23 protein-coding genes are annotated in these 21,490 nt (G+C 58.4%); all 23 read left to right on the top strand.

Annotation, left to right across the window (positions count from 1 at the left end):
* The first annotated feature begins 57 nt into the window (after window positions 1-57).
* On the top strand, window positions 58-2,160 hold the full coding sequence (gene flhA, locus ACB028_RS01915) for a flagellar biosynthesis protein FlhA (RefSeq protein WP_124240498.1): 2,103 nt from the start codon (window positions 58-60) through the stop codon (window positions 2,158-2,160).
* A 16-nt stretch (window positions 2,161-2,176) separates the two neighbouring features.
* Window positions 2,177-3,601 (top strand): flagellar biosynthesis protein FlhF, encoded by a 1,425-nt coding sequence (gene flhF / locus ACB028_RS01910; RefSeq protein WP_371143366.1) that lies wholly within the window; start codon window positions 2,177-2,179, stop codon window positions 3,599-3,601.
* A gap of 34 nt (window positions 3,602-3,635) precedes the next feature.
* Window positions 3,636-4,478 carry a MinD/ParA family protein gene (locus ACB028_RS01905; RefSeq protein ID WP_371143494.1) on the top strand — a complete coding sequence of 281 codons (843 nt, stop codon included), beginning with the start codon at window positions 3,636-3,638 and terminating at the stop codon, window positions 4,476-4,478.
* Complete coding sequence (locus ACB028_RS01900) at window positions 4,471-5,190, top strand: RNA polymerase sigma factor FliA (protein WP_201976927.1); 720 nt, start codon at window positions 4,471-4,473, stop codon at window positions 5,188-5,190. The genes ACB028_RS01905 and ACB028_RS01900 overlap by 8 nt, the downstream gene beginning before the upstream one ends.
* Window positions 5,191-5,301: 111 nt before the next feature.
* Window positions 5,302-5,685 carry a chemotaxis response regulator CheY gene (gene cheY / locus ACB028_RS01895; RefSeq protein ID WP_026457229.1) on the top strand — a complete coding sequence of 128 codons (384 nt, stop codon included), beginning with the start codon at window positions 5,302-5,304 and terminating at the stop codon, window positions 5,683-5,685.
* Between the two features lie 12 nt (window positions 5,686-5,697).
* Complete coding sequence (locus ACB028_RS01890) at window positions 5,698-6,438, top strand: protein phosphatase CheZ (RefSeq protein ID WP_026457228.1); 741 nt, start codon at window positions 5,698-5,700, stop codon at window positions 6,436-6,438.
* 11 nt (window positions 6,439-6,449) lie between these two features.
* Window positions 6,450-8,660 (top strand): chemotaxis protein CheA, encoded by a 2,211-nt coding sequence (locus ACB028_RS01885; protein WP_371143365.1) that lies wholly within the window; start codon window positions 6,450-6,452, stop codon window positions 8,658-8,660.
* Between the two features lie 32 nt (window positions 8,661-8,692).
* Window positions 8,693-9,811, top strand: coding sequence for a chemotaxis response regulator protein-glutamate methylesterase (locus ACB028_RS01880; RefSeq protein WP_042072155.1), 1,119 nt, complete (start codon window positions 8,693-8,695; stop codon window positions 9,809-9,811).
* Between the two features lie 2 nt (window positions 9,812-9,813).
* On the top strand, window positions 9,814-10,551 hold the full coding sequence (locus ACB028_RS01875; protein WP_371143364.1) for a flagellar motor protein: 738 nt from the start codon (window positions 9,814-9,816) through the stop codon (window positions 10,549-10,551).
* Window positions 10,552-10,553: 2 nt separating this feature from the next.
* The gene (locus ACB028_RS01870; RefSeq protein WP_371143363.1) at window positions 10,554-11,471 is read left to right on the top strand and encodes a flagellar motor protein MotB; all 918 of its coding nucleotides are present in this window, start codon (window positions 10,554-10,556) and stop codon (window positions 11,469-11,471) included.
* 4 nt (window positions 11,472-11,475) lie between these two features.
* Window positions 11,476-12,270, top strand: coding sequence for a ParA family protein (locus tag ACB028_RS01865; protein WP_026456541.1), 795 nt, complete (start codon window positions 11,476-11,478; stop codon window positions 12,268-12,270).
* Window positions 12,267-13,133 (top strand): chemotaxis protein CheW, encoded by an 867-nt coding sequence (locus tag ACB028_RS01860; RefSeq protein ID WP_224211304.1) that lies wholly within the window; start codon window positions 12,267-12,269, stop codon window positions 13,131-13,133. The genes ACB028_RS01865 and ACB028_RS01860 overlap by 4 nt, the downstream gene beginning before the upstream one ends.
* A gap of 69 nt (window positions 13,134-13,202) precedes the next feature.
* Window positions 13,203-13,691, top strand: a complete 489-nt coding sequence (locus tag ACB028_RS01855) for a chemotaxis protein CheW (protein ID WP_026456542.1) — start codon at window positions 13,203-13,205, stop codon at window positions 13,689-13,691.
* A gap of 18 nt (window positions 13,692-13,709) precedes the next feature.
* On the top strand, window positions 13,710-14,096 hold the full coding sequence (locus tag ACB028_RS01850) for a DUF2802 domain-containing protein (RefSeq protein WP_124240523.1): 387 nt from the start codon (window positions 13,710-13,712) through the stop codon (window positions 14,094-14,096).
* 165 nt (window positions 14,097-14,261) lie between these two features.
* Window positions 14,262-14,897, top strand: coding sequence for a cytochrome c biogenesis heme-transporting ATPase CcmA (ccmA, locus tag ACB028_RS01845; RefSeq protein ID WP_026456544.1), 636 nt, complete (start codon window positions 14,262-14,264; stop codon window positions 14,895-14,897).
* Between the two features lie 4 nt (window positions 14,898-14,901).
* Window positions 14,902-15,570, top strand: a complete 669-nt coding sequence (gene ccmB / locus ACB028_RS01840; RefSeq protein ID WP_026456545.1) for a heme exporter protein CcmB — start codon at window positions 14,902-14,904, stop codon at window positions 15,568-15,570.
* A 170-nt stretch (window positions 15,571-15,740) separates the two neighbouring features.
* Window positions 15,741-16,481, top strand: coding sequence for a heme ABC transporter permease (locus tag ACB028_RS01835; RefSeq protein ID WP_026456546.1), 741 nt, complete (start codon window positions 15,741-15,743; stop codon window positions 16,479-16,481).
* A 2-nt stretch (window positions 16,482-16,483) separates the two neighbouring features.
* Window positions 16,484-16,690: a heme exporter protein CcmD gene (gene ccmD / locus ACB028_RS01830; RefSeq protein WP_005298845.1), complete on the top strand. Its 207-nt coding sequence runs from the start codon at window positions 16,484-16,486 to the stop codon at window positions 16,688-16,690.
* On the top strand, window positions 16,687-17,178 hold the full coding sequence (ccmE, locus tag ACB028_RS01825) for a cytochrome c maturation protein CcmE (RefSeq protein WP_026456547.1): 492 nt from the start codon (window positions 16,687-16,689) through the stop codon (window positions 17,176-17,178). Before ccmD ends, ccmE begins: the two co-directional genes overlap by 4 nt.
* Window positions 17,179-17,254: 76 nt before the next feature.
* Complete coding sequence (locus ACB028_RS01820) at window positions 17,255-19,210, top strand: heme lyase CcmF/NrfE family subunit (RefSeq protein ID WP_042024837.1); 1,956 nt, start codon at window positions 17,255-17,257, stop codon at window positions 19,208-19,210.
* The gene (locus ACB028_RS01815; protein WP_026458715.1) at window positions 19,207-19,737 is read left to right on the top strand and encodes a DsbE family thiol:disulfide interchange protein; all 531 of its coding nucleotides are present in this window, start codon (window positions 19,207-19,209) and stop codon (window positions 19,735-19,737) included. Before ACB028_RS01820 ends, ACB028_RS01815 begins: the two co-directional genes overlap by 4 nt.
* 11 nt (window positions 19,738-19,748) lie before the next feature.
* Window positions 19,749-20,228, top strand: a complete 480-nt coding sequence (locus ACB028_RS01810) for a cytochrome c-type biogenesis protein (protein ID WP_042072145.1) — start codon at window positions 19,749-19,751, stop codon at window positions 20,226-20,228.
* Window positions 20,225-21,490, top strand: coding sequence for a c-type cytochrome biogenesis protein CcmI (ccmI, locus tag ACB028_RS01805; RefSeq protein WP_371143362.1), 1,266 nt, complete (start codon window positions 20,225-20,227; stop codon window positions 21,488-21,490). Before ACB028_RS01810 ends, ccmI begins: the two co-directional genes overlap by 4 nt.

The following is a 21,490-nucleotide window of genomic DNA, read 5'->3' as shown; positions in this document are numbered from 1 at the left end:
TTGTTGGCTCAATGTTTGCTTTAATTTGCTATCTGCGAGTTGATATTGAGAATGACGATGGAATTCAAGGCATCATTGGGCCGCTTAAAAGAGTACAGAGGGCTGCTTGGCAAAGGGTTTGGCACCCCCTTGCTGGTGCTGGCATCCCTTGGCATGGTGGTGCTGCCCATCCCGCCGCTGATGCTGGATATCCTCTTCTCCTTCAACATCGCCCTCTCCATCGTCGTGTTGCTGGTGGCCGTTTATACCCGGCGCCCCCTGGAATTTGCAGCCTTCCCGACCGTGTTGCTGGTGGCTACCCTGTTGCGACTGGCCCTCAACGTCGCCTCCACCCGGGTGGTGCTGCTGGAAGGTCATAACGGTAGCGCGGCGGCCGGTCATGTGATCGAGGCCTTCGGCAACGTGGTGATCGGCGGCAACTATGCGGTCGGCATCATCGTTTTCCTGATCCTCATGATCATCAACTTCGTGGTGGTCACCAAGGGTGCGGGACGGATTTCAGAAGTTAGCGCCCGCTTCACCCTGGATGCTATGCCCGGCAAGCAGATGGCTATTGATGCCGACCTGAACGCCGGCCTTATCAATCAGGAAGAGGCGAAGAAACGCCGTCAGGAAGTTACCCAGGAAGCGGACTTCTACGGCTCCATGGACGGTGCCTCCAAGTTTGTGAAAGGGGATGCCATCGCGGGCATCATGATCCTCTTCATCAACATCCTGGGTGGTTTCATCATAGGGATGGCCCAGCACAATCTGACCTTCGGCGAATCGGCCGAAATCTATACCCTGCTCGCCATCGGTGATGGCCTGGTTGCCCAGATCCCTTCGCTGCTGCTCTCCATCGCCGCCGCCATTATCGTAACCCGCCAAAATACCGATCAGGACATGGGCACGGCCGTGCTGGGACAGCTGTTCGATAATCCCAAGGCGCTGATCATCTCCGCCGCCATTTTGCTGATGATGGGTCTGGTGCCCGGTATGCCGCACTTTGCCTTCCTGAGCCTGGGCGGCCTGGCGGCGCTGGGGGCCTGGTGGCTGCTGCGCCGCGAGAAGCTGGCTGCGGCCAAGGCGGCCAAGGGCGAGCTGATGCCTGCTACCGCAGAGCAGCCCCACGAGCAGAAAGAGTTGAGTTGGGATGACGTAATGCCGGTGGACATCATCGGTCTCGAGGTGGGTTATCAGCTCATCCCGCTGGTGGATCGCAATCAGGGCGGGGAGCTGCTCAACCGGATCAAGGGGGTGCGCAAGAAGCTCTCCCAGGAGCTGGGCTTTCTGGTGCCGGCGGTACACATTCGCGACAACCTGGATCTGGCACCCAACCAGTATCGCATTACCCTGATGGGGGTCAGCACCGGCGAGGCCAATGTCTACTATGACAAGGAGATGGCCATCAACCCGGGTCAGGTCTTTGGTCAGGTGCAGGGGATTGCCACCCGGGATCCCGCCTTCGGGCTGGAGGCGGTCTGGGTAGCCAAGGAGCAGGTCTCCCATGCCCAGACCCTGGGCTATACGGTAGTGGATACCGCCACCGTGGTGGCGACACATCTGAGCCAGATCCTCGCCAACCATGCGGCCCTGCTGCTGGGTCATGACGAGGTGCAACAGCTGCTCGACATGATCGGCAAGCATCAGAGCAAGCTGGTGGAAGGGTTGGTGCCCGAGGTGATCAGCATGGGCAACCTGGTGAAGGTATTGCAGAATTTGCTCAATGAGGGCGTGCCAATTCGCGACATGCGCACTATCCTGCAGACCCTGGTCGAATACGCGCCGCGTAGCCCGGATCCGGAAGTGCTCACGGCCGCCTGCCGGATTGCCCTGCGCCGCCTCATCGTCCAGGAGATTGCCGGTCCCGATCCCGAGCTGCCGGTGATCACCCTGGCTCCAGAGTTGGAACGTATATTGCATCAATCACTGCAGGCAGGTGGTGGTGATGGTGCAGGGATTGAACCTGGCCTGGCGGAGCGGATGCAGCGCTCGCTGGTGGAAGCCACACAACGGCAAGAGCTGGAAGGTCAGCCGGCCGTGCTTCTGACATCGGGGATCTTGCGCAATACCCTGGCCAAATTTGTCAAGAATGCCATTCCTGGATTACGTGTTCTGTCTTATCAGGAAGTGCCTGACGACAAGCAGATTCGCATCGTCAGTGCGGTGGGACAGAACTAGTTAGCGGAGACGACGGGTGAAGATTAAGCGGTTTTTTGCCAAGGACATGCGAACGGCTCTGGCCGAGGTCAAGGAGACTCTCGGGCCCGATGCCGTCATCATGTCCAACAAAAAGGTCACCGGTGGGGTGGAGATAGTCGCGGCTGTCGATTATCAGTCCCAGGTACCGGGGCCCAAAGATGCGCCAGTTCGCCGTCAGTTGAACGATGAGAGCGTCAATATTTCGTCTGCCGCGCGGCAGATGAATCGCCCCGAACCTGCCCAGCCTCAGGGGCAGAACGAACATTATGCCGATACCCTGGCTGCCCTGCTGGCCCGCCAGCAAAAGCTCAAACCGGCCAGCCAGGCACCGCTTGGTGGCCAGCAGTCCGCCGGCCTGGCGGCGGCGAGTAGTGCTCCCAAAACCCTGGCCGAACAGGGACAGTGGGGGGCGGCTCCCGAGCCTGCCAGGCCCAAGCCTCGGATGGTGGCCGGTGGGCGTTCTTCTCAGCCTGCCCAGCGGGATCAGGAGATGGAAGGGATGCGCAAGGAGATGGCCAGCATCCGCAAACTGCTGGAGCACCAGATCTCCGGACTGATGTGGCAAGAAGTGGAGCGCCGCGAGCCGATGCGGGCTTTGCTCATCAAGGAGCTCAAGAAAATGGGCTTTGATGACGCTTTTGCTGATCAGCTGGCAGGCCTCATCCCGGAAGACATGCCCATTCATCAGGCGATGGCCCAGCTGGCCGAGGTGCTCACCGCCCAGCTCAAGATCAGCGAAGACGAGATCTTGCGCCAGGGCGGGGCCGTGGCTCTGCTTGGCCCGACCGGGGTGGGCAAGACCACCACCATTGCCAAGCTGGCGGCCCGTTTTGCCATGAAGTATGGCGCTGAGCAGGTGGCGCTCATCACCACCGACAACTACCGGATCGGTGCCCATGAACAGCTGCAGACCTATGGCCGCATCATGGGCTGCCCGGTTCGCCAGGTGCGGGATGCCGAGGAGCTTGCCAATGCGCTCTATCAGTTCCGTCATCGTCGTCTGGTATTGATCGATACCGCCGGGGTTGGCCAGCGGGATGTGCGGTTGACCGAACAGCTCGATACCTTGGTCAAGAATGCCAAGGTACGGATCCGCAACTATCTGGTGATGTCGGCGACCTCGCAACGCCGGGTGATGCAGGAAGCGGTAGACCATTTCCGGCGGATCCCGCTCAGCGGCTGCATACTTACCAAATTGGATGAAAGTCTGAATCTGGGCGAAGTGATTAACGTGTGTATCCAGAACGCCTTGCCGATCAGTTACATCACTGATGGCCAGCGGGTTCCGGAAGATATTCAGGTTGCCGATGCGGCGCAGCTCGTCGGCGCGGCCATGGGTTCGCTGGAGCGAGAAACGCAAGAGCCCTATTTCTGGGGCACGGGCTTTGGCGAAGCCGAAGATTCGGAGTTTTATGAGTAACATGTATATGGATCAGGCAAGTGGTCTGCGCAAAATGCGTCAAAACAATCGAGTGAAAGTGATCGCCGTGTCCGGCGGCAAGGGTGGCGTGGGTAAAACCAACGTGACACTGAACGTGGCGGGCGCCATGGCGGCACAAGGCAAGCGGGTGATGGTGCTGGATGCCGACCTGGGTCTTGCCAACGTCGACGTCATGCTGGGGCTGAGGGTGCATCGCAACCTCTCTCACGTATTGGCCGGCGAGTGCACTATAGACGACATCATCGTTGAGGGGCCCTACGGCATGATGATAGTGCCGGCGACCTCGGGTACCCAGTCCATGGTGGAGCTTACGCCGGTGCAGCATGCCGAGCTGATCCGTGCCTTCAGCGAGATGAAGACCCAGGTCGACGTGTTGCTGGTGGATACCGCAGCCGGTATCTCCGACATGGTGCTGAGTTTCACCCGTGCGGCCCAGGACATCATGGTAGTGGTGTGTGATGAACCCACCTCTATCACGGATGCCTACGCTCTCATCAAGATCCTCTCCAAGGAGCACGGGGTGTTCCGCTTCAAGGTGGTCGCCAACATGGTGCGCAGCCTGCGGGAAGGACAGGAACTGTTCGCCAAGCTGACCCGGGTGACGGATCGTTTCCTGGATACCTCACTCGAGCTGGTGGCCTGCGTGCCTTATGACACCAACCTGCGGGCGGCAGTGCGCAAGCAGAAGCTGATTGTCGAGGCGTTTCCGAAGTCGCCGGCCGCCCTGGCCTTCCGGGCCCTTGCCAACAAGGCCGCCAGTTGGCCGGTGCCGAACCAGCCGGGCGGTCACCTGGAGTTTTTCCTGGAAAATCTGTTGCAAAAACCGGCCACCACACAGGAAGGTTCCCGTGAATAAAGCCCAAGCGTACTTGCGTCATCAGGATTCCTATGCGCTGGTGGAGCGTCACGCTCCCCTGGTCAAACGGATTGCCCAGCACTTGTTGGCTCGCCTGCCAAGCAGTGTCTTGCTGGATGACCTGATCCAGGCAGGTATGATTGGGCTGCTTGAAGCCTCCCGCAATTTTGACGGCAGCAAGGGCGCCAGTTTTGAAACCTATGCCGGGATCCGCATCCGCGGCGCCATGCTCGACGAGATCAGGCGTGGTGACTGGGTGCCTCGTTCCGTGCATCGCAACAGCCGAGCGATCGCCGAAGCCATCGAGAATGTGGAGCAGTCGCAGGGGCGAGATGCGCGTGATAGCGATGTCGCGGCTCATATGGGGGTCTCGATCAACGAGTACCACGCCATGTTGCAGGATGTTTCTTGTGGAAAAATTATCGGTATCGAGGATCTCGGGGTCAGTGAAGACGTGATCGGGCAGCCCGATGACACTCCTGCCGGATCCGGATTCGATGAATTGGCTGCAGAACGATTTCAGATTGAATTATCCGAGCAAATTGGTCGCCTGCCAGAGAGAGAAGCCTTGGTCCTCTCTCTTTACTACGACGAAGAGCTGAATTTACGCGAGATTGGCGAGGTTTTGAGCGTCAGTGAGTCCCGGGTGAGCCAGATCCATAGTCAGGCAATGCACCGACTGCGCGCCCGTTTGCGAGATTGGCATCTATAAGTGTCTGTACTGGCTACACTGAGGTGAAACACTAAGGCATAATCCGCAGGACACAACCCGTTTTTAGCATCATGTAAGTGAGCCGCCGAGGCGGCTATTTAGGAGGGAATTTTGGACAAGAACATGAAAATCCTCATTGTTGATGACTTTTCAACGATGCGCCGGATTATCAAGAACTTGCTGCGCGATCTGGGATACAACAATACCCATGAGGCGGATGATGGCAATACCGCATTGCCGATGCTGAAAAATGGTGATTTCCAGTTTGTGGTAACCGACTGGAACATGCCCGGCATGCAAGGTATTGACCTGCTCAAGGCCATTCGTGTCGATGACAAACTCAAGCACCTGCCGGTATTGATGGTAACGGCGGAGGCCAAGCGTGAGCAGATCATCGAAGCCGCTCAGGCTGGGGTCAATGGCTATATCGTCAAGCCTTTCACTGCTGCGACGCTCAAGGAAAAGCTCGATAAAATTTTTGAACGCATTGGCTAAGGGGTGGCAGGGATGATGGCCAAAACGAGAGCAATGATTTCGCTCGACCAGGCAAGGATGCTTGTTGCTCATCTGGAGCAAGGCGAATTTGAGTTGGCCGACGATTTGCTTGCGCAAGTGTGTGCCCCCAATGCCTCCGATCTGTTCGACAAGGTCGGTCAGCTGACACGACAACTGCACAATTCCCTGCAAGAATTTCGTCTCGATCCCCGTATTCCCGATCTGGCTACTCACGAAATTCCGGATGCGCGGGAGCGCCTCAGTTACGTCATCGACATGACGGACAAGGCTGCCAACCGCACCATGGATGCCGTAGAAGCCAGTTTGCCGATAGCGGATCGCCTCAACGACAATATCCAGCTGGTGTTGCCAAACTGGAATGCATTGATGTCCCGTGACATGAGCGTGGGCCAGTTCAAGGCGTTATGTCACCAACTCGATGATTTTATTAAGGCTTCTGAGGCTGATGCCGATAAATTACGGCAACTGCTGACTGAAATTCTGATGGCACAAGATTTTCAGGATTTGACCGGGCAGATGATCCGCAAGGTCATCAAGCTTGTTCAGGAAGTTGAAACAAAATTAATAGAAATGCTGACCATGTTTGGTGAAGCCTCTGCCGAGCATTCAACTCGTAGCCTTCCTGTCAACGGGATTGAAGCAGAAGGTCCCATCATGAACCCGGAAGCGCGTTCCGATGTGGTTAATGGTCAGGATGATGTGGACGATCTGCTGTCTAGCCTGGGATTCTAATGGAGTGACGCATGGCCTTCGAAGTTGATGAAGACATACTGCAAGATTTTTTGGTCGAAGCCTCCGAAATATTGGAACAGTTGTCTGAGCAGCTGGTCGACTTGGAAAAACGGCCAGATGACAAAAACCTGTTAAATGCCATCTTCCGCGGTTTCCATACCGTGAAAGGGGGCGCCGGGTTCCTGTCGCTGGGAGAACTGGTTGACGTATGCCACGGTGCGGAAAACGTCTTTGATATTTTGCGCAACGGCAAGCGTACCGTCACCGCAGAGCTGATGGATGTCATTCTGCAGGCACTGGATGCGATCAACGTTATGTTTGCCCAGGTCCAGAATCGCGAAGCACCAAGCCCTGCCTCCGACGATCTGCTCCATGACCTGCATGAGCTGTGCAAGCCTGAAGGGGAAGAGCAGTTGATCACTTCGGGTGGTGGTGCTGCGCCTGCTGTGGCAGAACCGGAGCCCGTAGTAGAACCTGAGCCCGTCATGGCTTCAGAGCCTGACGTCGCGGCTCCCATGGTTGACGATAATGAACCCGCACCGGTCAATGGCGGTGGTTCAATAGATGAAATTTCTGCGGACGAATTCGAACGTCTGCTGGACGAGTTGCATGGTGTCGGCGGCGCACCGACCAAGGTCGTTTCGGCCTCGGCCCCCGCTCCCGTTGCCAGCGATTCCGGTGATATTACCGATGATGAGTTTGAAGCTCTGCTGGATCAGCTTCATGGCCAAGGCCAGCATATTGGGGCGCCAGACATCAATCCGTTGAAATCGGTTCAAAAGGAAGTCGATGAACTGATTGATGATGACGAGTTTGAGCGCCTGCTGGATGAACTGCATGGCCGCGGCCAGGGGCCGCAGAGCACAATGGCATCTGCAGCCAAGACCTCTTCACCTGTAACATCATCGGCGGCGCCCGCACCTGCTGCACCGACACCTGCTCCAGTCGCCAAACCGACTCCAGCCGCTCCGGCGAAACCGGCCGAGACGCCCGCCAAAGCGGCACCAGCGCCTGCGAAGGCGCCTGCGCCGGCTGAAAACAGCGCGGTACAAAGCGATACCACGGTACGAGTCGACACCAAGACCCTGGACGTCATCATGAACATGGTGGGAGAACTGGTGTTGGTGCGCAACCGCCTGGTGAGTCTGGGGATTGCCAGCAATGATGAAGAGATGTCAAAGGCGGTCGCCAACCTTGATGTCGTGACTGCCGACTTGCAGGGTGCGGTCATGAAAACCCGCATGCAGCCCATCAAGAAGGTGTTTGGCCGCTTCCCCCGGGTTGTGCGCGATCTTGCCAGAACCCTCAAAAAAGAGATCGAACTGGTGATGGTCGGCGAAGATACCGACCTGGACAAAAACCTAGTTGAGGCGCTGGCGGATCCGCTGGTGCACCTGGTGCGCAACTCTTGCGACCACGGCGTCGAGATGCCGGATGTGCGCGAGAAAGCGGGCAAGCCGCGTCAGGGTACCATCACCCTGAGCGCTTCCCAGCAGGGAGATCATATCCTGCTGTGTATCGAAGATGATGGCGCAGGTATGGATCCCGAAAAACTCAAGTCCATCGCCATCAGTCGTGGTGTGCTTGATGCGGATACTGCTGCTCGCATGAGCGATAACGATGCTTATAACCTGATCTTTGCCCCCGGTTTCTCGACCAAGTCGGAGATTTCCGATATTTCCGGTCGAGGGGTCGGCATGGACGTGGTGAAGACCAGCATCGTCAGTCTCAACGGCTCTGTGCATATCGATTCCACCTGGGGCAAGGGCACTCGTCTTGAGATCAAGGTGCCACTGACATTGGCTATTCTACCGACCTTGATGGTTGAGGTTGGGGAACAGACCTTTGCACTGCCCCTTGGTTGTGTGAACGAGATTTTCCATCTGGATCTGAATAAGGCCAACATGGTCGATGGTCAGCTCACCATCATAGTGCGCGAGAAAGCCATTCCGCTGTTCTACCTGCACAAGTGGCTGGTGCGGGGGCCTAACAAGCGTTCCCGTCAGGATACGGGCCATGTGGTCATCGTCCAGATCGGTACCCAGCAGATCGGCTTTGTGGTCGACAGCCTGATTGGTCAGGAAGAGGTGGTCATCAAGCCGCTGGACAATCTGCTGCAGGGGACGCCGGGCATGGCAGGGGCAACCATCACCAGTGATGGCGGTATCGCCCTGATCCTGGACGTGCCGAGTCTGCTCAAGGCATATGCGCGTAGACATTAATCACCCAGCTCCGAGGAGTTAGAAAAATAACAATGGCAGTCAAGGTATTAGTTGTCGACGACTCGAGCTTTTTTCGCCGTCGAGTGAGCGAAATCATCGGTCAGGATCCCATGCTGACGGTGATCGATACAGCCCAGAATGGCCGTGAGGCAGTCGAGAAGGCGATGTCACTGCGTCCTGACGTGATCACCATGGACATCGAGATGCCCGTGATGGATGGCATCAGCGCGGTGCGGGAGATCATGGCCAAGTGCCCGACTCCCATTCTGATGTTCTCCTCACTGACCCATGAGGGTGCCAAGGCGACGCTCGATGCCCTGGATGCCGGTGCGCTCGATTTTCTACCGAAGAAATTTGAAGATATCGCCCGGGATAAAGATGAGGCGGTCAGGTTGCTGCAACAGCGGGTAAAAGAAATCTCCCGCAAGCGTTTCATGATGAGCTCGGCAGCTCGTCCCAAGGCTCCCGAGCCTGCCACTCGCAGCCCGCTGGGCGGGGTTGCTCCGACTCGTGGTATTGAACGTCAGGCGGAGCCGACCCGCGCAGCTCCCGCTGTGGCGTTTAAACGTAGTGGCAAGAGCTACCAGTTGGTGGCCATCGGTACCTCGACCGGTGGGCCCGTTGCTTTGCAAAACGTGTTGACCAAGTTGCCAAAGGATTTCCCTCATCCGATTTTGCTGATCCAGCATATGCCGGCGACTTTCACCGCCGCGTTTGCTGCACGCCTCAACGGCTTGTGCCAGATTGGCGTCAAGGAAGCCGAAGATGGCGACGTACTCAAACCGGGACATGCCTATCTGGCGCCGGGTGGCCGGCAGATGCTGCTGGAAGGCCGAGGTGCCGGCGCACGCATCCGGATTGTCGATGGCAATGACAAGGTCAACTACAAGCCTTGTGTCGATATCACCTTTGCCTCCGCCGCCAAAACCTATGCCGACAAGGTATTGGCCATCGTCCTGACCGGGATGGGTGCCGATGGCCGGGATGGCGCACGCCTGCTCAAAGAGCAGGGATCCACCATCTGGGCTCAGGATGAAGCGTCCTGCGTGGTGTATGGCATGCCCCAGGCCGTTGCCAAGGCAGGCATTGCCAGCGAATCACTCCCTCTGGACAAGGTGGCTCAGCGTATTCTGGTCGAGTTGGGGCGCTGATCATGGGCCTGCTCGGTCTGCTCCTTGCGCTGGGAGCCATTGCCGTTGCCCAGGTTTGGCATGGTGGCTCCCTGCTCACTCTGGTTGACGGACCCGCGTTTCTCATCGTGGTGGGCGGCACAATCGGTGCCGTGACACTGCAGACTCCCGCAAAATACATCATGCTTGCCATCCGGCAGACGTTATGGATGTTTTCCCCGCCCCATCAGGATCTCGCAACCCAGGCCGAGCGGTTGCAATCCTGGGCTGCATTTGCCCGGCAACAGGGATTGTTGGCGCTTGAGAACCAAGCGGAGCAGGAAGAGGATGAATTTACCCGTCTGGGGCTCGGCATGATAGTCGATGGGGTCTCGACGGAAGATATCCGCATGTTGCTGGAGGCGGATATCGATATCGAACAGGAACGCAACGAGCATGCCGCCAGAGTGTTTGAAGCCATGGGGGGATACAGCCCGACTATCGGCATCATAGGTGCCGTCCTTGGGCTTATCCAGGCCATGTTTCATCTGGAAGAGCCGTCAGCGCTGGGGGCGGGCATCGCGGTTGCGTTCGTGGCGACCATCTATGGGGTGGGGTTTGCCAACCTGATCTATCTGCCGCTCGCCAACCGGCTACGGGCTTTTCATTATCATTACGCGCTGTTCCAGGAGCTGACCCTGGAGGGGTTGATTGCCATTGCCCATGGTGAAAACGGCCTGCAGGTTGAACGGCGCCTCAGGGCCTATCTGAAAGGAGAGTAGCCATGCGCAAGCGCTATCGGTTGCACTTGCAGGGGCGTGAACACCTCGATCGCTGGCTGGTCTCCTATGCCGATTACATGACGTTGATCTTTGCCCTGTTCGTGGTGCTCTACTCGGTCGCGCTGGTCAACAAGGACAAGTATCGCGCCGTCATCGATGGCATGAGCCAGGCATTCAGTGTCATGCAATCTCCCACAGATGGTTTGCTGGAAGGACAAGGGGATTCACTGCTCTCCAACCCCGTTTCTGCGGCCCCCTCCATTCTGGATGGCGCCACGGCGCCAGCTCCGTCGCTTGCGCCTGTCTCGGGTGTACCGATACTGCAGGATGGTACTACGCTGGCCAAGCTCGACCTGCAACTGCAGGAGAACATGGGCTCTCTGGTGGACGCGGGGATCGTCAAGCTGACTCAGGATGAAAACTGGCTGACCATCGAATTGAGTGCCGGGCTGCTGTTTGGCAGCGGTAGCGCCTTTTTGGGCACAAATGCGGCACCCGTCATCAATACCATTTCAAGTATTCTCAAACCGGTCGATAACTATGTGAGAGTCAGGGGTTATACAGATAACCAACAGATTCATAATGAAATTTTTCGTTCAAACTGGGCTCTCTCAGCCGCCAGGGCCGAAGCGGTACTCAATGGGCTGATTGCCAATGGCATCGCGCCCGAGCGGCTTGCTTTCGAGGCATATGGCGAGTTCTCACCGTTTGCCGACAATGGTAGCGAACAGGGGCGAGTGCAGAACCGCAAGGTGGTGGTGGCAGTATCCAAGTTTGCATGGGTACCGCCCGCACCGGCCAAGGTCTCGCCGAGGACCGTTGAACCCGTGCCAGAGGTTCAGAAGGCGGTGGATGCAGGAGAGGTCAGGGTGATCGCCTTGCCCGGTGGCGGCATACGTATAACAACAAGGCAGGATTGATACAGTGATTGTTTGGACGGTTGCCAACCAGAAAGGCGGGGTGGGAAAAACCACCACAGTGGTCTCACTTGCCGGGATCCTGGCCCAACGTGGCCAACGAGTGCTGCTGATTGACACCGATCCGCACGCCTCACTGACATCTTATCTGGATTATGATTCCGATCGTCTGGATGGCACTCTCTATGAACTCTTCCAGTCGGTGAAGCCTACCGCCGAGCTGGTCAATAAACTGACACTCAGGACCAAGTTCGAGAATATCCACTTGTTGCCGGCCTCCATCACGCTGGCGACCCTGGACAGGGTCATGGGCAATCGGGAAGGGATGGGGCTGGTGCTAAAGCGGGCTTTGCTGCGCATTCAGGATCAATACGATTACGTGTTGATCGATTGCCCGCCCGTGCTGGGGGTCATGATGGTCAACGCGCTGGCGGCCTGCGATCGCATCCTGGTGCCGGTCCAGACCGAATTTCTCGCCCTCAAGGGGCTGGAGCGCATGATGAAAACATTCGAGATCATGCAGCGCTCCAAGCGGGACAAGTTCCGTTATACCGTGATCCCGACCATGTTTGACAAGCGGACCCGTGCCTCCCTGATGACCCTGAAATCGATCAAGGAGCAATACGGTGATGCGGTGTGGAACGCGGTGATCCCCATCGATACCAAATTCAGGGATGCCAGCTTGCTGCATATTCCGCCTTCCATCTATTCACCTGGCAGTCGGGGAACCTATGCCTACGAGACACTGCTCAACTATCTCGATGCCCTTGAACGGCAGCGGGCGCAGGAGGTGATGGCATGAGAGACACCATTCAAGTCCGTGCTATGGACGACTATTTCCACTCCCTGCTGCTGGATGAAGCCCTCTCGCTGGATGAGGCCGACGAGCCTGAGCTGGCTCCCGTGGTGCAACTGCAGCGCCAGAGTGTGGTTGAACCACTGGTTGAGGCAGCCCCTTATCTGGAGGCGGATGCACGCCTGGCCCAGTTGAGTGAATTGCTGGCGCAAGTGGGTCAGGTGCAGTTCGAAATTGACGCCCTGTCCCATGAGGAACCCGTCAGCGAGCCGCTTGAAATCGTCGCCGAAGAGTCCTTGCTGCCCGTCGAGCCTGCCTGGCCTGAAGAGGTGGTGGCTGTCGCTGAACCTGTGACTACTGTCATCACCGAGACGGCGGTGGAGCTTGCGCCCGAACCGGCCCCCGAGCCGGTCAGCTGGCAGAATATCGATAGCGGCAATGAGTTTCAGGCCCTGTTTTTCGAAGTCGCCGGGGTGACCTTTGCGGTTCCCCTGACCGATCTTGGCGGGATCCACCAACTGGGGGAGGTAACCTCCCTGTTTGGTCAGCCATCCTGGTACAAGGGGTTGATGACTTCCCGCGAGCAGAAGATGAATGTGGTCGATACGGCTCAGTGGGTCATGCCGGGTCAGCATCTTGAGATGGACGAATACAAGTATTTGATTATGCTTGGGCAATCCCCTTGGGGCCTCGCCTGCCATCATCTCAGGGGAACCGAGCTGCTGCACCGGGATCAGGTCAAATGGCGCCATCAGGCGGGCAAGCGCCCCTGGCTGGCGGGCATGGTCAAAGAGAAAATGTGTGCCCTGCTGCATGTCAGCGAATTGCTCCTGTTGCTGGAGCGCGGGGTAAACATAGAAGGTCGCTGATAACTTCTGCAGTCGAGTTGTTTTATTGCTAGTTTTTAGCAGTAGACGTTTATATAAAAGGAATAAAACATGACAGAAAAGCGCAATATTGCACAGAATCTGGCCGAAGATGAAGTGCTGCAATGGGTAACCTTCCAACTGGAAAACGAGACCTACGGCATCAACGTGATGCAGGTCCAGGAAGTGTTGCGCTATACCGAGATCGCGCCTGTGCCTGGGGCTCCGGATTATGTGCTCGGTATCATCAACCTGCGTGGCAACGTGGTGACTGTCATCGATACCCGTTCCCGCTTCGGTCTGCCGTCCGGGGATGTCAGTGAAAACTCCCGTATCGTCATCATCGAGGCTGAAAAGCAGGTGATCGGCATCATGGTGGACAGTGTGGCGGAAGTGGTTTATCTGCGTTCTTCCGAGATCGATGCCGCACCGGCGGTAGGGACCGAAGAGAGCGCCAAGTTCATCCAGGGTGTGAGCAACCGTGATGGCCAGCTGCTGATCCTGGTCGATTTGAACAAGCTGCTCTCCGATGAAGAGTGGGACGAGATCGGTTCTCTCTAACAAGAAGGTGATGTTTTGATCATTGAGATTGTTGCCTTGGGGTTGTCCCTGATTGCACTGGCGTTTGCCTGTTTCATCTGGTTCAGGAGCAAACGAAGCAAGCAGGAGTCCGAGGCCAGCGTGGCGGCGCTGCAAGGCCAGCTCGAGAGTCTGCGCAAGCAGATGATGGAGCTTCATACCGGGGCCATCGGCATGGGCCAGCGGTTGCAGTCGGTGGAAGGAGCAATGCAGCAGATCAACGATCGTCAGCAGGAGCTGACCCTGCAGGATCCGGAACGCCGGCTTTACAGCCGTGCCGCCAAGATGGTCGAGCTGGGCGCCGATATCGACGAGGTCATGAGCGAGTGCGAATTGCCGAAGGCAGAAGCTGAGCTCCTGATTTCATTACGAAAAGGGCGCTCTTGATGAGTCAGGAAGGCAACTGCCTTCCTGATTTGTTTTGGCTGTTTTTCTAAGCGTTTGTGGCGCGATCTTCGCCACAAATCCTGCTGATTATTGGCATCTTTGAAAAGACCCCCTCCAATACTGTGTTAATATGCAGGCCGCTTCTTTCCACCTGACAACATCCTCATGCTGCTTCAAGTCAACAATCTGAGCTGCGTGCGTGAAGATCGCACCCTGTTTGAACATCTCTCCTTTACGGTAGCGCCTGGCGATCTGCTGCAAATCGAAGGTCCGAACGGAGTCGGCAAGACCAGCTTGTTGCGTCTGCTGACCGGGTTGTCACAGCCATTTGCCGGCGAGGTGTGCTGGAATGGAGAGAACATTCGCCACTGCCGCGATGAATATCATGCCAACCTGCTCTATCTGGGCCACCATGCCGGGGTCAAAGCGGCATTGACACCGTTTGAAAACCTCAAGTTCTATCAACAATTGCATCACCCTCAGCAACAGGACCGCGACCTGTGGCAGATCCTGGCTCGGGTGGGACTTGCCGGTTTCGAGGAGAATCCAACTGGCCAGCTCTCTGCCGGTCAGCAGCGTCGGGTCGCCCTGGCCCGGCTGTGGTTGTGTGACAAGCCGTCACTCTGGATCTTGGACGAGCCGTTTACCGCCATCGACAAACAGGGGGTCAAGGTGCTCGAGCAACTGTTCCTGGCCCATGCGGAGCGGGGGGGCATGGTGATCCTGACCACCCACCAGGATCTCACCCTGATGCAGGGACGTTTGAAAACCCTGTCGCTGACCCCTCTGTTGCAGGAGTAAGCCCATGCTGCGCGCCGTTATGCACCTTATTCACCGTGAACTGCTGATAGCCTTGCGCCAGCGCTCCGATATTCTCAACCCTATCTGGTTTTTCCTGATCGTCATCACCCTCTTTCCCCTTGGCATAGGGCCGGAGCCCAAGTTGCTGGCCCGTATCGCTCCGGGGATCATCTGGGTGGCGGCCCTGCTGGCGGCCATGCTGTCGCTGGAGCGGCTGTTTCGCGATGATTTCAGCGATGGTTCGCTGGAGCAGATGATGTTGATGCCTCATCCACTCGGGCTGCTGGCGCTGGCCAAAGTGGTTGCTCACTGGCTGTTGACCGGCTTGCCCTTGCTGCTGATCTCCCCCTTGCTCGCCATCTTGTTGTCGCTGGACATGAACACCTATCTGGCGGTGGTGGCGACCCTGGCACTGGGTACTCCAGTACTGAGCCTGCTCGGCGCAGTCGGGGTAGCCCTGACTGTCGGTCTGCGCAAGGGCGGCGTCCTGCTCAGCCTGCTGATCCTGCCGCTCTATATTCCGGTACTGATCTTTGCAACATCGGCCATCGATGCGGCTGGAATGAGCTTGCCCTATGGCGGCCAGCTCGCTATTTTGGCCGCCATGCTGGTGGGGGCCCTGACCCTGACCCCGCTGGCGGTCTCGGCAGCCCTGCGGGTCAGCCTCAACTGACTTCACAGTTAGTCAGATTGCAGAAGTCCCGAATGGGACGCTGTTTGAAAAAATTAAGTTGCGGTGGATCAAGGAGAGGCTCGCTTATCGCTTTCGGGGTATTTGATGTAAACCCGTGACAGGTATGGTAGGCCTCGCCAAACGATTAATAACAAAAGGTTTTGTGAGCTATGTGGAAATGGTTGCACCCTTACGCCAAACCGGAGCGGGCCTACCAGCTGGCTGGTACCCTGCTGCCCTGGTTTGCGGTGATTAGTCTGCTCTCGTTTATCATCGGCACCATCTGGGGATTGGCATTTGCCCCCGCCGATTATCAGCAGGGGGATTCTTTCCGGATCATCTATATCCACGTGCCTTCCGCGATCCTCTCCATGGGGGCTTACTCCACCATGGCCGTCGCTGCCTTTATCGGACTGGTATGGCAGCTGCGCATGGCCGACATGACGGTGGCCGCCATCGCGCCGGTCGGGGCCGTGTTCACCTTCATCGCGCTCTTTACCGGCGCAGCCTGGGGCAAGCCCATGTGGGGCACCTGGTGGGTATGGGATGCTCGCCTCACCTCGGAGCTCATCCTGCTGTTCCTCTACCTTGGTGTCATCGCACTTTACAACGCCTTCAGCGACAAGGTGCTGGCAGGTCGCGCCGCCGGTATCCTGGCGCTGGTGGGGGTGATCAACTTGCCCATCATTCACTACTCGGTGGAGTGGTGGAACACCCTGCACCAGGGCGCCACCATCACCAAATTCGACAAGCCCTCCATCTCGGCCGAGATGCTGTGGCCCTTGCTCATCATGATCCTGGCATTTGCCACCTTCCTCGGGGCTTTGACCCTGATGCGTTTTCGTAACGAGCTCTTGATGCGGGAGTGGCATCGCCCCTGGGTCAAAGAGATTGCCGAGCAGGAGAAGTAAGCATGCACTTTGCCTCTTTCAGTGACTTTCTGGCGATGGGCGGCTACGCCTTTTACGTCTGGCTCTCCTTCGGCCTGACCCTGCTTTGCCTGGTCGGTATCGTCATTTCTACCCGTATGAAAACCCGCAGCCTGCTCGGCGAATTGCGCAGCAAGCAGGCACGCGAGGCCCGTCGCAAGGCGGCCCAGCAGATGGAGAACACCCTATGAACCCGAGACGAAAAAAACGCCTCACCATCATCCTCGCCATCACCCTGGGACTGGCGACCGTGAGCGGCCTGGTGCTCTATGCCCTCAGCCAGAATATCGATCTCTTCTATACCCCGAGCGAATTGGTTGAAGGGAAAGGACCGGACAAGATCAAGCCGGAAGAGGGCCAGCGTCTGCGCATCGGGGGCCTGGTGGTGCCCGGTTCGGTGAAGCGGGATCCCCAGAGCCTCAGGGTGGCCTTCCAGCTGGTGGACAACGGCGGCCATCTGGTGACGGTCGAATATGACGGCATCCTGCCGGACCTGTTCCGCGAGGGGCAGGGCATCGTCGCCCAGGGCACCCTCAAGGATGCCACCACGGTGGAAGCCTTCGAGGTTCTGGCCAAGCACGACGAGAACTACATGCCGCCGGAAGTGGCGGAAGCCACCAGCGGCATGCACTACAAGCCGGAATATACCGACGCGCAATTGAAGGGCTCCAAGCAATGATCCCCGTCGCTTTCGTTTCATCGTTTCGTCTCCGTGCCCCTGTCAGGGGCACGGCTCACCTGAAAGGAACCCGTCCATGATCCCGGAATTAGGACAGTTTGCTCTGATCATGGCTTTTGCCACCGCCCTGTTGCTGGGGAGCTACCCGCTGCTTGGCGCAAAATGGGGCCGTCTTGGCATGATGTCGGCGGCTCGCCCGCTCGCCTATGCCCAATTTTTGCTGTTGCTGTTGTCGTTCCTCTGCCTGACCTGGGCTTTTATCGACAATGATTTCACCGTGCAGTATGTGGCCACCAACTCCAACAGCCGCCTGCCACTGGCTTATCGCATCTCCGCTGTGTGGGGCGCCCACGAGGGTTCCCTGCTGCTGTGGGTGCTGACCCTGGGGGGCTGGACCGCGGCCGTCGCCCTGTTCAGCCGCCGTCTGCCGCTGGATGCGGTGGCGCGTGTGCTCGGCGTGCTTGGCCTCATCTCGGTCGGCTTTACCGCCTTCGTGCTGTTCACTTCGGATCCCTTCACCCGCACGCTGCCCTACTTCCCGGTGGATGGGCGCGACCTCAACCCGTTGCTGCAGGATCCCGGTCTCATCTTCCATCCGCCCATGCTCTACATGGGATACGTGGGCTTCTCTGTCGCCTTCGCCTTTGCGATTGCTTCCCTGATGACCGGGCGCCTTGATGCTACCTGGGCCCGCTGGTCCCGCCCCTGGACCATGGCGGCCTGGGTCTTCCTGACGCTGGGTATCGTGCTCGGCTCCTGGTGGGCCTACTATGAGCTCGGCTGGGGTGGCTGGTGGTTCTGGGACCCGGTAGAAAACGCCTCCTTCATGCCCTGGCTTGCGGGGACCGCGCTGCTCCATTCGCTGGCGGTGAGCGAGAAGCGCGCTACCTTCAAGGCCTGGACCGTGCTGCTGGCCCTGTCGGCCTTCTCCCTGAGCCTGTTAGGTACATTTTTGGTGCGCTCCGGTGTTCTGGTGTCGGTGCATGCGTTTGCCTCTGACCCGACCCGCGGCCTGTTCATTCTCGGCTTCCTGCTGGCGGTGATCGGCTCCTCCCTGCTGTTGTTCGCCTTCAAGGGTTCCCATGTGAAGAGCCACGGCAAACACGAGCTGTGGAGCCGCGAGACCCTGTTGCTCGCCAACAACATCATGCTGGTGGCTGGCCTGCTCACCGTGCTGCTGGGCACCCTGTTGCCGCTGGTGCACAAGGAGCTGGGGCTTGGCAGCATCTCCATCGGGACGCCCTTCTTCAACCACATCTACAGCTGGCTGATCATCCCGTTTGCCCTGCTGCTGGGGGTTGGCCCGCTGTTTCGCTGGCGTCGTCAGGAACTTGGCGAGCTCAAGGGCAAGGTGATCCTGGCCCTGCTGCTGAGTCTGGCTGCCGCCTTGCTGTTGCCGCTCGCCTTTGCCGAGGCATTCAAGCCCTGGGCTGCTGTGGGCATTGGCCTGGGTGTCTGGATCATCGTCACCAGTGCCCAGGAAACCTGGGCCCGTGCCACCCACAAGCACAGCTTTGCAGTCGGCGTGCGCCGCCTTGGCAACAGCCACTGGGCCATGATCCTGGGTCACGTGGGCCTTGCGGTCAGCATCATCGGCATTGCCTGTACCCAGAACTACAGCATCGAGAAGGACCTGCGGATGCAGGCCGGAGACAGGGTGCAGTTTGCCGATTACGAGTTCGTCTTTACCGGCATTGCCGAAAAGAACGGCCCCAACTACGACGGCTTCAAGGGCGTGCTGGAAGTGCACAAGAACGGCAAGCATGTCGGTACCCTCAAGCCCGAGAAACGGGTCTATACGGTGAGCCGCATGCCGATGACCGAAGCCGCCATCGATGCCGGCGTGACCCGGGATCTCTATGCCGCGCTCGGCGAGCCCCTCGACAACGGGGCCTGGGCGGTACGCATTTACTACAAGCCATTCGTTCGCTGGATCTGGTTCGGTGGTGTCTTCATGGCCATCGGTGGTGTGCTGGCGATGCTCGACAAACGCTACCGCTTCGGCCGTCGTGAAGAGGAGGTGAAAGCATGACTCGCAAGACCTGGCTGTTTCTGATCCCCTTCGTGGTCTTCCTGTTGGGGGCCGTGTTCCTGTTCAAGGGGCTCTACTCCGATCCCACCAAGCTCGAATCCGTGATGGTGGGCAAGGAAGTGCCCGAATTTACCCTGCAGGACATCTACGATCTCGACAAACGGTACGATCGCAACATCTTCAAGGGTCGCCCCATGCTGCTCAACGTCTGGGCGACCTGGTGTCCGACCTGCTACGGCGAGCACACCTACCTCAAGCAGCTGGCGGGGCAGGGGATCACCATCGTCGGCATGAACTACAAGGATGAGCGGGACAAGGCGATCAAGTGGCTGGAAGAGCTCGGCAACCCCTACCAGATCAACCTGTATGATCCCGATGGCATGCTGGGGCTGGATCTGGGGGTGTATGGCGCGCCGGAGACCTTCTTCATCGATAGCCAGGGGATTATCCGCTACCGCCACGTGGGGGACATCAACCCCCAGAACTGGGCCTCGACCCTCAAACCCATCTTTGATGCCATGAAGTGAGGGCGCCCCGGATGAGAGTATTGATAGCATCCCTGTTGTTGCTGCTGGGTCTGGGCGTGCAAGCCCCGGCCATGGCTGCCATCGATGTCTACACCTTCGACAACGACAATCAGGAGCAGGTATTTCGCGAGCTGACCAAGGAGCTGCGCTGCCCCAAGTGCCAGAACCAGGACATCGCCGACTCCAACGCCGGGCTGGCCAAGGATCTGCGTGACAAGACCTACCAGATGGTGCGCGAGGGCAAGGACAAGGAGGAGATCGTGGACTACATGGTGGCCCGCTATGGCAACTTCATCCTCTACAACCCGCCGTTGATGGCTTCCACCCTGATCCTCTGGCTTGGCCCCCTGCTGGTCATCGTCATCGGCCTTGCCGTGGTGGTGATGCGCAGCCGCCGTCCCCCCGTGGCCGACAAGCAAGTGGATAATCACCTGAGCGAAGAGGAGCAGCGCCGCCTGGCCAAGCTGCTCAAAGAGGAAGAGAAACAATGACCGCCTTTTGGATAGTGATCGCGGCTCTGCTGGTGCTGACGAGTCTGGCGCTGGTACTGCCCCTGTGGCACGGCGAGGGCAGGCAGAGCATCAGCCGTTCGGCCCTCAACAAGCAGCTTTATCGTCAGCGTCTGCTCGAAATTGGCGAAGAACGGGAACAGGGGGTATTGGCGGAGGAGCCGGACTCGCTGGTCGAACTGCAGCGCAGCCTGCTGGACGATATTCCCGACGTGGAGCAGACCGCCCGGGCTGGCAAGAGTCTGATCTGGATCCCCGGTGTACTGGTGCTCCTTATCGTGAGCCTGGGACTCTACTACAAGCTGGGCGCCTGGCAGGAGGTAGCCCGCTGGCAGGATGCCAGCAGCCGCATCGGTGAGCTCAGCAATCACATTCTGGTGGAGCGCAATGCCGAGGTGACCGAACAGGATCTGCTGGACTTCACCCTGGCCCTGCGCACCCGCTTGAAAGACGAGCCGAACGATTACCGCGGCTGGCTGCTGCTGGGTCGCCTGTCACTGGATGGCAACGATCCCGAGATGGCCCGTGAGGCGCTGGCTCATGCTTATGATCTGGCACCCCAGAAAGCCATGGTGGCGGTACCTTACGCTCAGGCCCTGATGATGACCGGGGATGAAGCTCAGGCTGATAGTCTGCTGAAGGCGGCTATTGCCGAGGAGCCGGGCAATATCGAGGCGCACTCCGTCTATGCCTTCATGGCGCTGCAAAAAGAGGATTTCCAGACCGCGCTGGCGCGCTGGCAGGCCATGTTGCCGCTGATGGAAAAAGGGACGCCTCGCTATGTGATGGTGGAGCGCTCCATGGAATACGCCAGAGCGCAGCTCAAGGCGCGTGGCATCGCGGCGGTGCCAGTAGCCGAATCTGCCGGGCAGGCACAGGCTTCCCAGAGCCAGGTGAAGGAGGGAGAGTTCCCTCTGCACATCACCCTGGCCGAGGGCATTCAGTTGCCGCCTGATGCCCATCTGTTCGTGTTTGCGGTGGTGCCCAATGGGCCGCCCATGCCCATCGCGGTCAAGCGTATCGCCGGCCCCACTCTGCCTCTTACCCTCTCCCTCGGGGACGGGGATGCCATGATGGAAGGGAGCAAGCTGGAAGCCTATCCCGAGCTGCAATTCAAGGCGCGTCTCTCTCGTGGTGGCAACGTCATGAACAAGGAAGGGGCCTTTGAAGGGAGCTCTGCTCCGGTCAAAACGGCGACTATCCCATCAGCGCCGATTGACATCCGTATCGATCACGCCCTCTAA

Source organism: Aeromonas sp. S9(2024) (genome assembly GCF_041403185.1).
Classification (GTDB): domain Bacteria; phylum Pseudomonadota; class Gammaproteobacteria; order Enterobacterales; family Aeromonadaceae; genus Aeromonas; species Aeromonas enteropelogenes.
The sequence above is the reverse complement of the archived record's forward strand: the minus strand, read 5'-3'. Positions and strand labels throughout refer to the sequence as shown.

Bases quoted from the DNA above. Each gene is read 5' to 3' on its own strand.
- ccmI (WP_371143362.1), top strand. From the start codon at position 20,225: ATGACCGCCTTTTGGATAGTGATCGCGGCTCTGCTGGTGCTGACGAGT.
- ccmB (WP_026456545.1), top strand. From the start codon at position 14,902: ATGCTGCGCGCCGTTATGCACCTTATTCACCGTGAACTGCTGATAGCC.
- ccmA (WP_026456544.1), top strand. From the start codon at position 14,262: ATGCTGCTTCAAGTCAACAATCTGAGCTGCGTGCGTGAAGATCGCACC.
- ACB028_RS01890 (WP_026457228.1), top strand. From the start codon at position 5,698: ATGATGGCCAAAACGAGAGCAATGATTTCGCTCGACCAGGCAAGGATG.
- ACB028_RS01820 (WP_042024837.1), top strand. From the start codon at position 17,255: ATGATCCCGGAATTAGGACAGTTTGCTCTGATCATGGCTTTTGCCACC.
- flhA (WP_124240498.1), top strand. From the start codon at position 58: ATGGAATTCAAGGCATCATTGGGCCGCTTAAAAGAGTACAGAGGGCTG.
- ccmD (WP_005298845.1), top strand. From the start codon at position 16,484: ATGCACTTTGCCTCTTTCAGTGACTTTCTGGCGATGGGCGGCTACGCC.
- ACB028_RS01855 (WP_026456542.1), top strand. From the start codon at position 13,203: ATGACAGAAAAGCGCAATATTGCACAGAATCTGGCCGAAGATGAAGTG.
- ACB028_RS01835 (WP_026456546.1), top strand. From the start codon at position 15,741: ATGTGGAAATGGTTGCACCCTTACGCCAAACCGGAGCGGGCCTACCAG.
- ACB028_RS01885 (WP_371143365.1), top strand. From the start codon at position 6,450: ATGGCCTTCGAAGTTGATGAAGACATACTGCAAGATTTTTTGGTCGAA.
- ACB028_RS01905 (WP_371143494.1), top strand. From the start codon at position 3,636: ATGCGTCAAAACAATCGAGTGAAAGTGATCGCCGTGTCCGGCGGCAAG.
- ACB028_RS01810 (WP_042072145.1), top strand. From the start codon at position 19,749: ATGAGAGTATTGATAGCATCCCTGTTGTTGCTGCTGGGTCTGGGCGTG.
- ACB028_RS01870 (WP_371143363.1), top strand. From the start codon at position 10,554: ATGCGCAAGCGCTATCGGTTGCACTTGCAGGGGCGTGAACACCTCGAT.
- ACB028_RS01880 (WP_042072155.1), top strand. From the start codon at position 8,693: ATGGCAGTCAAGGTATTAGTTGTCGACGACTCGAGCTTTTTTCGCCGT.
- ccmE (WP_026456547.1), top strand. From the start codon at position 16,687: ATGAACCCGAGACGAAAAAAACGCCTCACCATCATCCTCGCCATCACC.
- ACB028_RS01875 (WP_371143364.1), top strand. From the start codon at position 9,814: ATGGGCCTGCTCGGTCTGCTCCTTGCGCTGGGAGCCATTGCCGTTGCC.
- ACB028_RS01860 (WP_224211304.1), top strand. From the start codon at position 12,267: ATGAGAGACACCATTCAAGTCCGTGCTATGGACGACTATTTCCACTCC.
- ACB028_RS01815 (WP_026458715.1), top strand. From the start codon at position 19,207: ATGACTCGCAAGACCTGGCTGTTTCTGATCCCCTTCGTGGTCTTCCTG.